This window comes from Pseudonocardia yunnanensis (assembly GCF_039534065.1).
GTDB lineage: Bacteria > Actinomycetota > Actinomycetes > Mycobacteriales > Pseudonocardiaceae > Pseudonocardia > Pseudonocardia yunnanensis.
Window position 1 is genome coordinate 38,130 of record NZ_BAAAUS010000043.1, and the last position, 14,871, is coordinate 53,000.

Consider the following 14,871-nt stretch of genomic DNA (forward strand, 5'->3'; position numbering starts at 1 on the left):
GGTCGACCCGGCTCCATTCCGCGACCTAGTGTTCAGGAGTGTCTGATTTCGTGAGCGTGCCGGAGCCGCCGGCGTCCGCCTCCGCCCTGCGTCGAGCACTGCGCCGGGTCCGCGACGGCGTCGCCCTCGACGTCACCGAGGCGTCCGTGCTGTTGGCCGCCCGCGGGGCGGAGCTCGACGAGCTCCTGACCGCGGCGTCCCGGGTGCGTGACGCCGGGCTGGTCGCCGAGGGGCGCCCGGGCGTGGTGACGTACTCGCGGAAGGTGTTCATCCCGCTCACCCGCCTCTGCCGCGACCGCTGCCACTACTGCACCTTCGCCACGGTCCCGCACCGGCTGCCCGCCGCGTTCCTCGAGCGCGACGAGGTGCTGGAGATCGCCAGGGCCGGAGCCGCCGCCGGGTGCAAGGAGGCCTTGTTCACCCTCGGCGATCGCCCGGAGGACCGCTGGCCCGCGGCCAGGGAGTGGCTCGAGGCGCGTGGCTACGGTTCCACGCTCGACTACGTCCGGGCCTGCGCGATCGCGGTACTGGAGGAGACGGGACTGCTTCCGCACCTCAACCCCGGCGTCATGAGCTGGGCGGAGCTCACGCGGCTCAAGCCGGTGGCGCCGAGCATGGGCATGATGCTCGAGACCACGGCCACCAGGCTGTGGTCCGAGCCGGGCGGGCCGCATTACGGCAGCCCGGACAAGGACCCCGCGGTACGGCTGCGCACCCTCACCGACGCCGGACGGGTGGGCGTCCCGTTCACCACCGGCATCCTCATCGGGATCGGCGAGACGCGCACCGAGCGGGCCGAGTCGATCTTCGCGATCCGGTCGGCCGCCCGGGCCCATGGCCACATCCAGGAAGTGATCATCCAGAACTTCCGCGCCAAGCCCGACACGGCGATGGCGAACGACCCGGACGCCGACCTCGATGACCTGGCCGCCACCATCGCCGTCGCGCGGATCGTGCTCGGCCCGAAGATGCGGGTGCAGGCGCCGCCGAACCTCGTCGGTGACGAGTTCGCGCTGATGCTCCGCGCCGGCATCGACGACTGGGGCGGCGTCTCGCCCGTCACCGCCGACCACGTCAACCCGGAACGACCCTGGCCCGCCATCGACGAGCTGGCCGCCCGGTCGGCCGCTGCCGGATTCACGCTGCGGGAGCGGCTCACCGCGTACCCGAAGTACGTGCTGGCCGGGTCGCCCTGGATCGACACGCGCCTGCACGCGCACGTCGCCGCGCTCGCAAACCCGGAGACCGGACTCGCGAACGCCAGCGCCGCGGTGCGGGGGCGGCCGTGGCAGGAGCCCGACGGCGGGTTCGAGTCCAGCGGCCGGATCGACCTCAACACCTCCATCGACTCCGAGGGGCGCACCGAGGACCGGCGCGGCGACTTCGAGTCGGTGTACGGCGACTGGGACGAGCTGCGCTCCGAGCTCGCGGCGCACCAGCAGGCCGCTCCGGAGCGGCTGGACTCCGACGTCCGCGCCGGGCTCGCGCTCGCCGCGTCCGATCCGGCCGCGCTGCTCGACCCCGCGAACGAGGCAGCGGCGATGGCCGTTCTCACCGCCGACGGTCCGGCCCTCGACGAGCTCGCCAGGCTCGCCGACCAGCTCCGCGCCGACGTCGTGGGCGACGCGGTGTCCTACGTGGTCAACCGCAACATCAACTTCTCGAACGTCTGCTACGTGGGCTGCCGGTTCTGTGCGTTCGCGCAGCGGGAGCGCGACGCCGACGCGTTCCGGCTCTCTCTCGACGAGGTGGCCGCGCGGGCCGTGGAGGCCGCGGAGGACGGCGCCACCGAGGTGTGCATGCAGGGCGGGATCGACCCTCAGCTGCCCGTGTCGTTCTACGCCGACCTGGTGCGCGCCGTGAAGGCCGCGGTGCCCGGCATGCACGTGCACGCGTTCAGCCCGATGGAGATCGTCAGCGCGTCGGCCAAGGCAGGCGTCTCGATCGAGGAGTGGCTCACCGAGCTGCGCGATGCCGGGCTGGGCTCGATCCCCGGCACCGCCGCCGAGATCCTCGACGACGAGGTGCGCTGGGTGCTCACCAAGGGCAAGCTGCCTGCCGCCCAGTGGCTCGAGGTCGTCGGCACGGCGCACCGCCTCGGCATCCCGTCGTCGTCGACGATGATGTACGGCCACGTCGACGAGCCGCGGCACTGGCTCGGGCACCTGCGCACCCTCGCGACCCTGCAGGACTCCTCCCTCGAGGCGGGCGCGGCGTCCTTCACCGAGTTCGTCCCGCTCCCGTTCGTGCACCACAACGCGCCGATCTATCTCGCAGGCATCGCCCGGCCCGGGCCCACCACGCGCGACAACCGGGCCGTGCACGCGTTCGCCCGGCTCGCCCTGCACGGTCGCATCGACCACGTGCAGTGCTCGTGGGTGAAGCTCGGCGACGACCTCTCCGCGGAGATCCTGCAGGGCGGCGCCGACGACATGGGCGGCACGCTCATGGAGGAGACGATCAGCCGGATGGCGGGTTCGGAGAACGGCTCGGCGCGCACGGTGGCCGAGCTGGCGGCGATCGCCGCGAAGGCGGGACGTCCGGTGCGGCAGCGCAGCACGACCTACCGCGAGCCGGTGGAGCGGCTGGCGCCTGCGCAGCCGTCGGGTCCGCGGTTGCTCCCGCTGACCACGGCCTGAGAGCGGCGAACGAGTCTCGCCGAGGCCGTGCGCAGCCCACCAGCGGCGATGGTCGTATCGTGGGGGTATGGGCGTCCTCGGTGAGCTCTTCCCAGGTCCGAAGATCCGCGACGAGGCCGGCGAGTCCGGAAACGGGCAGGAGTGGGAACTCGGCCCGATCGACCTCGACAACCGCACCGTCGAGGTCCGCAGGGTCGAGCCGGCCCCGCAGGAAGTGACTCCCGGCCCCGAGTCGGAGGACTGAGCCTTCCGTTGACGACATCGGAGGGAAGCGGAATGAGCCGTCCGCTGGAAGGCCTGCACGTCGTCGAGTGCGCGAGCTTCGTCGCGGGCCCGACCGGCGGGATGACGCTGGCCCAGTTGGGTGCCGACGTCGTCCGCGTCGACCCGGTCGGCGGCGGCAGCGACTACCGCCGCTGGCCCGTGGCAGGCAACGGCACCGGCGGGGCAGAGGCCGAGTCCTACTACTGGGCCTCGCTCAACAAGGGCAAGCGGTCGGTCGCGATCGACCTGCGGGCCCCGGCCGGGCGGGAACTGCTCACCGCCTTGGTCACCGCGCCGGGGCCGGACCGCGGCGTGCTCGTCGACAACGTGGTCGGGCGGCGGTGGATGGCCAACGATGTGCTCGCCGGCCGGCGCCCCGACCTGATCCACGTGCGTGTACAGGGCTACCCCGACGGGCGGCCCGCCGTCGACTACACCGTCAACGCCGAGGTGGGGATCCCGCAGATCACGGGCCCGGAGGAGGGCGGCGCGCCCGTCAACCACGTGCTGCCTGCCTGGGACTTCACCACCGGCCTCAGCGTCTCCACCGCCGTGCTCGCCGCGCTGTACGACCGGGCTCGCACGGGGCGGGGCGCGTACGTCGAGCTGGCCCTGTCCGACGTGGCGCTGGCGGGCGTCGCGAACCTCGGCTGGTTGTCGGAGGCCGCCGAGCGTGGCCGGGAGCGGCCACGGCACGGCAACCACGTGTACGGCAGCTTCGGCGTCGACTTCGCCTGCTCGGACGGGCAGCGGGTGATGGTCGTCGCGCTGACCGAGGGCCAGTGGGACGCGCTGCGCAAGGTGACCGGCACTGCCGGGGTGTTCGACGCGCTGGAGACGGCGCTGTCCGCCGACCTGACCCAGGAGGCCGAGCGCTACCGCCTGCGGGAGACGATCGCGGCGATCCTGCGGCCGTGGTTCGCCGCGCGGAACCTCGCGCAGGTCAGCGAGGAGCTCGACGCCGCGCGGGTGCTGTGGGGCCGCTACCGCGGCATGACCGAGGTGGTCGCCGCCCACCGGGAGGGTGCCCACCCGGTGCTCGTCGACATGACCCTCCCCGGTGGGGCAGGTGCGATCACCGCCCGGTCACCGATGCGGTGGAACGGCGACCACGGCGGCCCGGGGGAGGCCCCCGAACTCGGGCGGGACACCGAGCAGGTCCTCGCCGAGCTGCTCGGCCTCGACGCTGCCGAGATCGGCAAACTCATGGACGCAGGCACCGTCGCGGGCGCGGGCCGACCCTCGGCGTGATGGGGGGCACCGGGCTGATACCCGGTGGACTCCGGTTGCGAGAATCGAGGCATGACCGCCGCCACCGACCGCCGTCCGCGGGTGCTCTCCGGCATCCAGCCGACCGCGGAGTCGTTCCACCTCGGTAACTACCTCGGTGCGGTGCGGCAGTGGGTCGCCATGCAGGACGACCACGACGCGTTCTACTTCATCCCGGACCTGCACGCGATCACGGTGGAGTACGACCCCAAGACCCTCGCCGCCCGCACGCGCAACGCCGCAGCGCAGCTGCTGGCCCTCGGCTTGGACCCCGACCGCTGCACACTCTTCGTGCAGTCCCACGTGCCCGAACACCCGCGGCTGGCATGGGTGCTCGGGTGTCTCACCGGCTTCGGCGAGGCGAGCCGCATGACGCAGTTCAAGGACAAGTCCGCGCGCCAGGGCGCCGACCGGGCCACGGTCGGCCTGTTCACGTACCCGATCCTGCAGGCATCCGACATCCTGCTCTACCAGCCGGATCACGTGCCGGTGGGCGAGGACCAGCGTCAGCACGTGGAGCTCACCCGTGACCTGGCGCAGCGGTTCAACTCCCGCTTCGGCAAGGCACTCACCGTGCCCCAGGCCTACATCCCCGCGGGCGCCGCCAAGATCCAGGACCTGCAGGACCCCACGGCGAAGATGAGCAAGTCGGCATCGAGCCCGTCCGGGATCGTGGAACTGCTCGACGACCCGAAGGTGAGCGCGAAGAAGATCCGCTCCGCCGTCACCGACGCCGACCGGGAGATCCGGTACGACCCGGAGGCCAAGCCCGGCGTCTCGAACCTCCTGACGATCTACTCCGCCCTCACCGACCGGAAGATCTCCGAACTGGAGGAGGAGTACGCGGGCAAGGGCTACGGCGACCTGAAGAAGGATCTCGCCGACGTCGTCGCCGACTTCGTTGAGCCGCTGCGAGAACGGGTACGGACGTACTTGGACGATCCGGCCGAGCTCGACCGGGTGCTTGCAGCCGGCGCCTCCCGGGCGCGGGAGGTCGCCGGCGCCACACTGGCCGACGTTCACGAGAAGATCGGGTTCTTGCCACCGACCGAATGAGGTGACGAGCGTGGCCGCCCCAGCAGCCCGGACGAACGCAGGCGAGAAGGACGCTGGGTCGAAGGGCGGCCCCTCGAAGGTGGAGCGGCTCCGGGAGCGCTACGAGTGGCTCGACCATCTCATGCGCGCCGGGGCGCGCTACAGCGCGCACAACGGCGACCACTACGCCGCGGCCATCACGTACTTCAGTGTCCTGTCACTGGTGCCGCTCGTGATGGTGGCGTTCGCCGCCGCCGGGTACGTGCTGTTCCTCCGGCCCGAACTGCTGGCGGAGCTGCAGGCCGGGATCGCGAAGAACGTGCCGGCGGGGCTGGAGGGCGTGATCATGCCGATCATCAACGGCGCGATCGAGTCCCGCAACGCCGTGGGCATCATCGGCCTGCTCGCCGCGCTCTACTCCGGCATCGGTTGGATGTCCAACCTGCGTGATGCGCTGTCGGCGCAGTGGGGGCAGGTCCCGACCGCCCCGCCGCTCCTCAAGCGCCTGCTCTTCGACCTGCTCACGCTCCTCGGCCTCGGGCTGGCGCTGGTCGCCTCCTTCGCGATCACCGGTCTGGCGTCCGGGTTCGTCGTCACCGTGCTCGGGTTCGTGGGGCTCGCCGACGAGGGCTGGGCGCCGGTCATGTTCACCGTGATCGGAATCGTGCTCGGGCTGCTGGCGAACTGGCTGATCTTCCTCTGGGTGATCGCCCGCCTGCCCCGCCAGCACGCGACGCTGCGGAGCGCGGCCAAGGCGGCGCTGCTGGGCGCGATCGGTTTCGAGGTGCTCAAGCAGGTGATGACCTACTACCTCGGCGCCGTCACCAGCTCGCCGAGCGGGGCGATCTTCGGCCCGCTCCTCGGTCTGCTCGTGTTCGCCTACTTCGTCTCGCGGTTCATCCTCCTCGTCACGGCGTGGGCGGCCACCTCCCGGGAGAACGAGCAGGAGGAGCCCACCCCCGTGCCACCGCCCGCCGTGATCAGGCCGGCGGTCACGGTGCGATCCGGCCCGACCGGCGGCACGGCACTCGGCCTGCTCGGCGCCGGCCTCGTCACGGGCCTGGTCGGCAGCCGCTTCCTCCCCGGCCGCCGCCGCGACGGCTGACCCCGCCCCCGCAGGCCGAGCTCAGCGGCGGGCTCGGCGGCGCAGGGTCAGCAGGAGGGCGGTCGCACCGGCAGCGACGGCGAGCCCGATCGGCAGCACGGGCACCACCGCCGCGTGGCTCGGCTCTTGCGCCGTCACGTCCGGGACGACGGCGGGTGGGTTCATCACAGCAGGAGTCACCACCGGCGCCCTGTCGACGAGGGTCCCGACCGGTTGCGCATCTGCCGGCTGCGCGAAGCCCCAGTCCAGCAGTGCCGCGGCCTGTTTCCACAGCGGCACGGGATGCTGCTCGCCGCGCACGAGGGCGACCACCAGCCGTCGCCCGTTGCGTTCCGCGGCTCCGACGATGGTGTGGCGGGCCGCGTCCGTGAATCCGGTCTTGTCGCCGAGCGCCCCCGGGTACTGCCCGAGCAGATGGCTCGTGTTGCTCACCACGAACCCGGGCCGGTCGCCGTATCCCGGGAAGGCCACGCTGCGGGTGGCGATCGTGCCGGCGAACAACGGCTCGCGCATCGCGACGCGGAAGAGCAGCGCCAGGTCGTAGGCCGATGTCGCCATTCCCGGCCCGTCCAGGCCGGACACCGAGGCCGGCAACGTATCCAGTGCACCGAGCTCACCGGCGACGGCGGCCATGCGTGCCCGTGTCAGGGCATCGCCACCCTGGGCACGGGCGAGGGCCTGCGCGGTGTCGTTGCCGGAGTTGAGCAACAGACCGGCAAGAAGCTGGCGAACCGTGTAGTGACCGCCGGGACCGATGCCCGCCTTGCTGCCCTCGATCTGCTGGTCCTCCGCCGTGCCGTCGACCACGGCGTCCGGGTCGAGGTAGCGCACGGCAACGATCGCGGTGAGCACCTTGAGGGTCGAAGCGGGCCGGTGGCGCGCGTGGGGCGCCCGGGCGGCGAGCACGGCACCGGAGTCCATGTCCGCGAGTACCCACGAGGCGGCGCCCACCTGTGGCGCGCCGGTCGTCCCGGCCTCACCGCAGGTTCCGAGCTGCGGGCCGCCCACCGGTTCGGCAGGCCACGGCAAGGGCTCGACGGCCGCGACGAGCTCTTCGCGGGCGAACGGGGGAGGCGGCGCTTGCTGGCCCGGACATCCCGGGGCCGGCGTCACGGGCGCGACAAGGGCAGCCACCACCGCGATGATGCCCAGGAGTTGCACGCCGTGACTCTACGATCGCTCCACGCCGCAGCGGGTCACCCGGGAAGCGGCTTCCCCGGTCGGCAGGCCGAACCACCCGTTGTCGCGCCATGAACCGGGACAAACGTGACCTGAGCTGCGCCAACCGGGCGAACACGGGGCCGAGCGGGTCGGCGGCCCCCGCCCCGGGATCGGGCGACTCGCCCTGGGAGGGTTTCTTGCTGTCCGGGAGGCACACGAGCGCCTATCATGATCAACGCGAATCGGGTGCTTGCGAGGTCGGAAGGCGCCGCCCGCAGGCTGGTTGCTGCACGTGACATCGTTCTCACTTAACGGAGTCGACGATTCGGTCACGCCACTGATTCCTTTCTGTGAACTGATCAATCGCTCGGCTACGGTCCCCTCCGGCGTGCCGTCCGAGATCGGTCATGCCGGAACAGGAGGCCTTCTTCAGTGCGGATCAGACGTGGATTCGTGCTGGCAGCTGCCGTGCTGACCAGCGCGCTGGTGGTGGTGGGCTGTGCCCGCGACACCGGGACCAGCCAGCCCGCCGGCGGCGGTGGGACGAATGCGGGTGCGTGCGCGCGGAACTCCGCGCCGTCCGCCCCTGGCGGCAGCTCCGCGAGCCCGGCGCCGGCGCTGCCGAACGCCGACGCGAGCGGCCTCAAGGTCGGTCTGGCCTTCGACATCGGTGGTCGCGGCGACGCGTCCTTCAACGACGCCGCGGGCGCGGGCCTCGACCGGGCCATCAGCGAGCTCGGCCTGGCCAAGGCCAACACCAAGGAGCTCACCGCGGGCCCGAACGAGAGCGAGGACGCCGCGGCCACCCGGCTTCGCCAGCTCGCGAGCGAGGGCTACAACCCGGTCATCGCGGTCGGCTTCAAGTACGCCACCGCGCTGAAGACGGTCGCGGCCGAGAGCCCGAACACCCAGTTCGCGATCGTCGACGACAGCTCGGTCGAGCTGCCGAACGTCACGCCGCTGGTGTTCGCCGAGGAGCAGGGCTCCTTCCTGGTGGGCGTCGCCGCCGCTCTCAAGACGCAGACGTGCAAGATCGGGTTCGTCGGCGGGGTCGAGCAGCCGCTGATCCAGAAGTTCCAGGCCGGCTACGTGCAGGGTGCGAAGGCCGTGGCGCCCGACATCCAGGTCGACGTCGACTACCTCACCCCGGCCGGTGACTTCACCGGCTTCAGCGACCCCGCCAAGGGGCAGGTGGTGGCCACCGGTCAGCTCGACGGCGGCGCCGACGTGATCTACCACGCCGCGGGAGCGTCGGGGCAGGGCGTGTTCCAGGCCGTGAAGGCCGCGGGCAAGTCCGCCATCGGCGTCGACTCGGACCAGTACAACATCCCGGGTCTCGCCGACGTGAAGGACGTGATCATCACGTCGATGCTGAAGCGCGTGGACGTGGCGGTCTTCGACTACATCAACGCCGCCGCTGCCGGCAACCTCAGCACCCTGCCGGACACCTTCGACCTGAAGGTGGACGGAGTCGGGTACGCCACCTCGGGCGGCAAGGTCGACGACATCAAGGCCCAGCTCGACGCGTACAAGGCCGCGATCATCAGCGGCGCGATCTCAGTCGAGACCACGCCCACGTCGTCCTGACCCCGGGGCACCTGTCGGGGGCCGGTGTCGCCTAGGCGGCCCGGCCCCCGAGCCACGTCCCCCTTCGAAAGGCTCCAGCCATGGCCACGAGCATGGCCACGAGTGCGGCCGAATACGCCGTCGAGCTCGCAGGTATCACGAAGCGTTTCCCCGGCGTGGTCGCCAACGACGACATCCATCTGCAGGTGCGCCGCGGCGAGGTGCATGCCCTCTGCGGTGAGAACGGCGCCGGCAAGTCCACGTTGATGAAGATCCTCTACGGGATGCAGCAGCCCGACGAGGGCACGATCTCGGTCGACGGTCGGATCGTGCGGTTCCGATCGCCTTCCGACGCGATCAAGGCCGGGATCGGCATGGTGCACCAGCACTTCATGCTGGCCGACAACTTCACCGTGGCGGAGAACATCCTGCTCGGGGCCGAGGGTCTGCTCGGCATCGGCGGCGCGGCCCGCCGCCGGATCGCCGAGCTCGCCGCCACGGTGGGCCTCGAGGTCGCCCCCCGTGTCCTCGTCGAGCGCCTCGGGGTGGCCGACCGCCAGCGCGTCGAGATCATCAAGGTGCTCTACCGCGGTGCCCGCACCGTGATCCTCGACGAGCCGACCGCCGTGCTGGTCCCCCAGGAGGTCGACGAGCTCTTCGACACCCTGCGCACGATGCGCGCCGACGGTTTCACGTTCCTGTTCATCTCCCACAAGCTCGACGAGGTGCGCGCCATCGCCGACTCGATCACGGTCATCCGCCGCGGCACGTCCGTCGGCACGGCCGACCCGGCCTCGGTGACCAGCCGCCAGCTCGCCGAGATGATGGTCGGGAGCGAGCTACCCAGCCCCGAGACCCGCGACTCCACGGTCACCGATCGCGAGGTGCTGCGCGTCGAAGGGCTGGAGCTGGCGGGCGAGAGCGGCGCGCGTCCGGTGCTCGCGGGGATCGACCTCGTGGTGCACGCCGGTGAGGTGCTGGGGATCGCGGGCGTCGAGGGCAACGGTCAGACCGAGCTCGTCGAGACGATCATGGGGATGCGCCGGGCGAGCGCGGGCAGGGTGGTGCTCGGCGGCCGGGACCTCAGCCAGGCCAGCACTCTCGAGCGGCGAGAGGCGGGGATCGGCTACGTGCCCGAGGACCGCACGCGCCACGGACTCCTCGCCACCCAGTCGCTGTGGGCGAACCGCATGCTCGGCCACCAGAGCCGGCCGCCGGTGTCCCGGGGCGGTTTCCTCGGCCTGCTCGACCGGGTGGCCGCCCGGCGCGACACCGAGCGGATCGTCGCGGAGTTCGACGTCCGCACGCCGGGCGTCGACGTGCCGGCCGCCGCGCTTTCGGGCGGCAACCAGCAGAAGCTCGTGGTCGGCCGGGAGCTCTCGGGCGACCCGGTGCTGCTGATCGCCTCGCACCCGACCCGCGGCGTGGACGTCGGGGCGCAGGCGCGCATCTGGGAGGAGCTACGCCGGGCCAGGGCTCGCGGGCTCGCGGTGCTGCTGGTCAGCGCCGACCTCGACGAGCTGATCGGGCTCTCCGACACGATCAAGGTGATGCTGCGCGGCACGCTCGTCGCCGATGCCGACCCTGCGACCGTCACGCCCGAGTCGCTCGGCGCGGCGATGACAGGCGCCGACGACTCGGAGGCGGTGCCGGCATGAACCGCGTCCGCACGGTGCTGCTGCCGCCCGCGCTGGCGATCGTCTTCGCCGCGTTGCTGTGCGCCGTCGCGCTGTTGATCAGCGGCGACTCGCCGATCACCGCTCTGACCGTCATGATCACGCAGGTCGGTGAGGGCACCACGGCCGTCGACATCATCAACAGCGGGGCGATCTACTACATCGCGGCACTGGCCGTGGCGATCGGCTTCCAGATGAAGCTGTTCAACATCGGCATCGAGGGTCAGTACCGGCTGGCGGCCTGCGTAGCCGCGATCGTCGGCGGCTCGCTCGTGCTGCCGCCGGTGCTGCACACACTCGTGATCATCGTGGTCGCAGCCGTGGTGGGCGCCGCGTGGGCGGGTATCGCCGCGCTGCTCAAGGCCTACCGCGGTGTCAGCGAGGTGATCTCGACGATCATGCTGAACTTCATCGCGACCGGCCTGATCGCCTACCTCATCCGGCCCGACTCGTTCGGGGTGCTCCAGGGCAACAACATCTCCACCGCCCCGATCGAGGCGAGCGGGCAGTTCCCCGGGGTCTCCTTCGGTTCGAGCGGCACGCTCTTCGGGATGGTCGCCGTGGCCGCGCTGCTCGGGCTCGGCTACTGGTTCCTGCTCAACCGCACCCGGTTCGGGTTCGAGCTCAAGGCGTCGGGAGAGTCGCCGACGGCCGCCACCGCGGGCGGGGTCGACGCCCGGCGCATGGTGATCATCGCGCTGGTGCTCTCCGGTGCGGTCGCTGGCCTGGTCGGGCTCCCCGAGCTGCTCGGGCGCGACTTCGCCTACACGCTCACCTCGCCGCAGGGCTACGGGTTCACCGGCATCGCGGTCGCCCTGCTCGGCCGCAACCACCCGCTCGGCATCGCGCTCGGGGCGCTGCTCTGGGCTTTCCTGGACAAGTCGGCGCTCGCACTCGACAACGTCGGAGTGCCACGGGAGATCGTGCTGATCATGCAGGGGTCGGTGGTGCTGTCCGTGGTCATCGCGTACGAGATCGTCCGGCGCTACGAGCTCGCCGCGGAGCAGCGCAGGGTTGCCGCGCAGCTGCGCAGCGCCCCGGCCGTGGAAGCTCCGACTCAGACGGTGGCGTCATGACGGCCCTGACCACAGCGCCGGTGGCGGCCCCGCCCCCGGCCGCACCACGGCGGCGCCGCGTCCCGGCGTGGGCACGTGCGCTGATCGTCGTGGCTGTCGGCGTGGTGATCCTCTCGATCACCGCCACGCTGACCGGGCAGTACCAGCTGACCTCCCGCGGCACCACGCAGGCGGCGGTGCTGCTCCTGCTCCCCATCCTGTTCGCCGGGCTCGGCGGGCTGTGGTCCGAGCGCGCCGGCGTGATCAACATCGGTCTCGAGGGCATGATGATCCTCGGCACCTGGGGCGCGGCCTGGGCTGGATACCAGTGGGGACCGTGGGCCGCGGTGCTCGGCGGCGTCGTCTTCGGCGCCCTCGGCGGGCTGCTGCACGCCATCGCCACGGTGACGTTCAACGTCAACCACATCGTGTCCGGCGTCGCGATCACGCTGCTCGGCATGGGCGTCACGAAGTACCTGTCCACGCTGCTCTTCGAGCCGATCTCGCAGAATCCGCGCCAGTCCCCGCGGGTCGAGGCGTTCGACACCTTCTCCGTGCAACCGGTGGCCGACGGTCTCGCGTCGATCGAGTCGCAGCAACGGGTGCTGCTCTCGGACGTGGCGGGGCTGCTCGGCGGCCTGCTCAGCGGGCTCACGCCGCTCGTCATCATCGGGTTCGCGCTCGTGCCGATCAGCTACCTGGTGCTGTGGCGCACGCGTTTCGGGCTGCGGTTGCGCTCCTGCGGGGAGAACCCTGTGGCCGCCGAGTCGCTCGGGGTCAAGGTCGCCACCTACAAGTACATCGGAGTGGTCGCCTCCGGTGCGCTCGCCGGGCTGGGCGGTGCGGCGCTGACACTGAACCCCGGCCAGCTCGGGTACCTGGAGGGCCAGACCGGCGGCCGCGGATACATCGGTCTCGCCGCGATGATCTTCGGCAACTGGCGCCCCGGCGGGCTGCTCGCGGGGTCGGCGCTGTTCGGCTACGTCGACGGCGTCCAGTTGCGGGCCGGCGGCGAGGCGGTGCACGGGCTCCTCTACGGCGCGACGATCCTGGCGGTCGGCCTCGCCGTGCTGTGGGTGGCGCGGCGCCGGTGGCGCGCGGCGCTGGTCGCGGCCGTTGTGGGCGCGGTGGTGTACGTCGTGTACTACTCGATCGACACGGTGCCACGCGAGTTCGCCGCCTACGCACCGCAGCTCGTCACGCTGTTGGTGCTCGCCGTGGCATCCCAGCGACTACGGCCGCCTGCGGCCGACGGCGTCGAGTATCGGAGAGGTGAAGGTGACTGACGTCCCCTGGGACGCTCTACGCGAAGCGGCCGTCGCAGCGGCCGCGTCGGCCTACGCGCCGTACTCGCACCTGCAGGTCGGGGCGGCGGCCGTGTGCGATGACGGCCGCGTCGTCACCGGGTGCAACGTGGAGAACGCCTCGTACGGCCTCGGCCTCTGCGCCGAGTGCACGATGGCCGGGCAGCTGCGGCTCACCGGTGGGGGTCGCTTCGTCGCCGTGGCGTGCCGGTCCGGCACGGGTGAGCTGCTCATGCCGTGCGGGCGCTGCCGGCAGATCATCTACGAGTTCGGCGGCCCGGACTGCCTGGTCGACACCCCGCGCGGCATCCTCCCCATGCGAGAGGTGCTGCCGGACGCGTTCGGCCCCGCCGACCTCCCGGACCAGGGGCGCTGACCACTGGTCGGGACCCGGCCCGTCGATCCTCCCTGGCATCCTGAGGCCTCCTGATCCACGAAGACCGGAGGAACAGCGTGCCCGACGCCGTCCAGAGCATCAGCGCGGTCGAGGTCATCACCGCCAAACGGGACGGCGGGCGGCTGTCCGACGAGCAGATCGACTGGGCCGTCGCCGCCTACACCCGCGGGGACGTCGCCGACGAACAGATGGCCTCGCTCGCGATGGCCATCCTCCTCAACGGCATGGACGCCGAGGAGATCTCGCGCTGGACGCAGGCGATGATCGACTCGGGGGAGGTGCTGTCGCTCCCGTCGATCGGGCGCCCCCTGGTCGACAAGCACTCGACCGGCGGCGTCGGCGACAAGATCACCCTTCCGCTCGCGCCGCTCGTGGCGGCGTGCGGTGCGGCCGTGCCTCAACTGTCCGGCCGCGGGCTCGGCCACACCGGCGGCACGCTGGACAAGCTGGAGTCGATCCCGGGCTGGCGGGCCTCGCTGTCGCTGGAGGAGATCGCCGCCCAGCTCGCCGAGGTCGGCGCGGTGATCTGCGCGACCACCCCGACGCTGGCGCCCGCCGACCGCAAGCTCTATGCGCTTCGCGACGTCACCGGCACGGTCGAGTCGATCCCGCTCATCGCCAGCTCGATCATGAGCAAGAAGATCGCCGAAGGCACCGGCGGCCTGGTGCTCGACGTCAAGGTCGGGTCCGGGGCGTTCATGAAGACGGAGGCACGGGCGCGCGAGCTCGCCGCGACGATGGTGCGGATCGGCGAAGCGCACGGGCTGCCGACCACCGCGCTGCTCACCGACATGTCGGTGCCGCTCGGCCGCGCCGTCGGCAACGCACTCGAGGTGGCCGAGTCGGTGGAGGTGCTGCGCGGAGGTGGCCCTTCCGATGTCGTCGAGCTGACGGTGGCGCTCGCCCGGGAGATGCTCGCCCTGGCCGGTATCACCGACGTGGACCCGGCGCAGGTGCTCGCGTCCGGCGCCGCGTACCCGGTGTGGGAGCGGATGATCGCCGCCCAGGGCGGCGACCCGTCGGCGGCTCTGCCGGTGGCGAAGCACGTGGAGGTACACGTCGCCGAGCGTTCGGGTGTGCTGACCAGGCTCGACGCCATGGCCGTCGGGGTGGCGGCGTGGCGGCTGGGCGCCGGCCGCGCCCGCAAGGAGGACGCCGTCCAGGCTGCGGCCGGGGCGCGGCTCCTCGTCGGCATCGGCGAGGAGGTCGCCGCCGGTCAGCCACTGCTGGAGCTGCACACGGACACCTCCGACGCGGTGGCGGGCGCCCGCGCGGCCCTGGAGGGCGGCGTGGAGATCGCCGACGAGCCGACCGCCCGCGGCCCACTCCTCCTGGACACGGTGCGCTCGGCGCAGATCGCGTCCTCATGACCACGGCGGCCCGGCTGGTCACGAGGGACC

12 protein-coding genes are annotated in these 14,871 nt (G+C 71.8%); 11 read left to right on the forward strand and 1 reads right to left on the reverse strand.

Annotated elements, in window-relative coordinates; all coding sequences use genetic code 11:
* The first annotated feature begins 38 nt into the window (after window positions 1-38).
* The 5 genes from ABD743_RS33620 to yhjD all read left to right on the forward strand — a co-directional run bounded on the left by ABD743_RS33620 (window position 39) and on the right by yhjD (window position 6,312).
* Window positions 39-2,639, forward strand: a complete 2,601-nt coding sequence (locus tag ABD743_RS33620; protein ID WP_344727037.1) for a bifunctional FO biosynthesis protein CofGH — start codon at window positions 39-41, stop codon at window positions 2,637-2,639.
* A gap of 67 nt (window positions 2,640-2,706) precedes the next feature.
* The gene (locus tag ABD743_RS33625; RefSeq protein WP_344727039.1) at window positions 2,707-2,883 is read left to right on the forward strand and encodes a hypothetical protein; all 177 of its coding nucleotides are present in this window, start codon (window positions 2,707-2,709) and stop codon (window positions 2,881-2,883) included.
* A 32-nt stretch (window positions 2,884-2,915) separates the two neighbouring features.
* Window positions 2,916-4,154, forward strand: coding sequence for a CoA transferase (locus tag ABD743_RS33630; RefSeq protein WP_344727041.1), 1,239 nt, complete (start codon window positions 2,916-2,918; stop codon window positions 4,152-4,154).
* A gap of 51 nt (window positions 4,155-4,205) precedes the next feature.
* The gene (trpS, locus tag ABD743_RS33635; protein ID WP_344727043.1) at window positions 4,206-5,228 is read left to right on the forward strand and encodes a tryptophan--tRNA ligase; all 1,023 of its coding nucleotides are present in this window, start codon (window positions 4,206-4,208) and stop codon (window positions 5,226-5,228) included.
* Between the two features lie 10 nt (window positions 5,229-5,238).
* Window positions 5,239-6,312: an inner membrane protein YhjD gene (gene yhjD, locus ABD743_RS33640; protein ID WP_344727045.1), complete on the forward strand. Its 1,074-nt coding sequence runs from the start codon at window positions 5,239-5,241 to the stop codon at window positions 6,310-6,312.
* 21 nt (window positions 6,313-6,333) lie between these two features.
* On the opposite strand, the gene ABD743_RS33645 is transcribed toward yhjD, so the two are convergent.
* The gene (locus tag ABD743_RS33645) at window positions 6,334-7,473 is read right to left on the reverse strand and encodes a D-alanyl-D-alanine carboxypeptidase family protein (protein ID WP_344727047.1); all 1,140 of its coding nucleotides are present in this window, start codon (window positions 7,471-7,473) and stop codon (window positions 6,334-6,336) included.
* A 432-nt stretch (window positions 7,474-7,905) separates the two neighbouring features.
* On the opposite strand from ABD743_RS33645, the gene ABD743_RS33650 reads away from it, so the two are divergent.
* The 6 genes from ABD743_RS33650 (at window position 7,906) to ABD743_RS33675 (ending at window position 14,841) form a co-directional block, all read left to right on the forward strand.
* A complete protein-coding gene (locus ABD743_RS33650; protein WP_379659175.1) occupies window positions 7,906-9,060 on the forward strand; it encodes a BMP family lipoprotein in 1,155 nt (384 codons plus the stop codon).
* An 80-nt stretch (window positions 9,061-9,140) separates the two neighbouring features.
* Window positions 9,141-10,697, forward strand: coding sequence for an ABC transporter ATP-binding protein (locus ABD743_RS33655; protein WP_344727049.1), 1,557 nt, complete (start codon window positions 9,141-9,143; stop codon window positions 10,695-10,697).
* The gene (locus ABD743_RS33660; RefSeq protein WP_344727051.1) at window positions 10,694-11,791 is read left to right on the forward strand and encodes an ABC transporter permease; all 1,098 of its coding nucleotides are present in this window, start codon (window positions 10,694-10,696) and stop codon (window positions 11,789-11,791) included. The genes ABD743_RS33655 and ABD743_RS33660 overlap by 4 nt, the downstream gene beginning before the upstream one ends.
* The gene (locus ABD743_RS33665; protein ID WP_344727053.1) at window positions 11,788-13,056 is read left to right on the forward strand and encodes an ABC transporter permease; all 1,269 of its coding nucleotides are present in this window, start codon (window positions 11,788-11,790) and stop codon (window positions 13,054-13,056) included. Before ABD743_RS33660 ends, ABD743_RS33665 begins: the two co-directional genes overlap by 4 nt.
* The gene (locus tag ABD743_RS33670) at window positions 13,049-13,450 is read left to right on the forward strand and encodes a cytidine deaminase (protein ID WP_344727055.1); all 402 of its coding nucleotides are present in this window, start codon (window positions 13,049-13,051) and stop codon (window positions 13,448-13,450) included. Before ABD743_RS33665 ends, ABD743_RS33670 begins: the two co-directional genes overlap by 8 nt.
* A 77-nt stretch (window positions 13,451-13,527) precedes the next feature.
* On the forward strand, window positions 13,528-14,841 hold the full coding sequence (locus ABD743_RS33675; RefSeq protein WP_344727057.1) for a thymidine phosphorylase: 1,314 nt from the start codon (window positions 13,528-13,530) through the stop codon (window positions 14,839-14,841).
* Window positions 14,842-14,871: the final 30 nt, after the last annotated feature.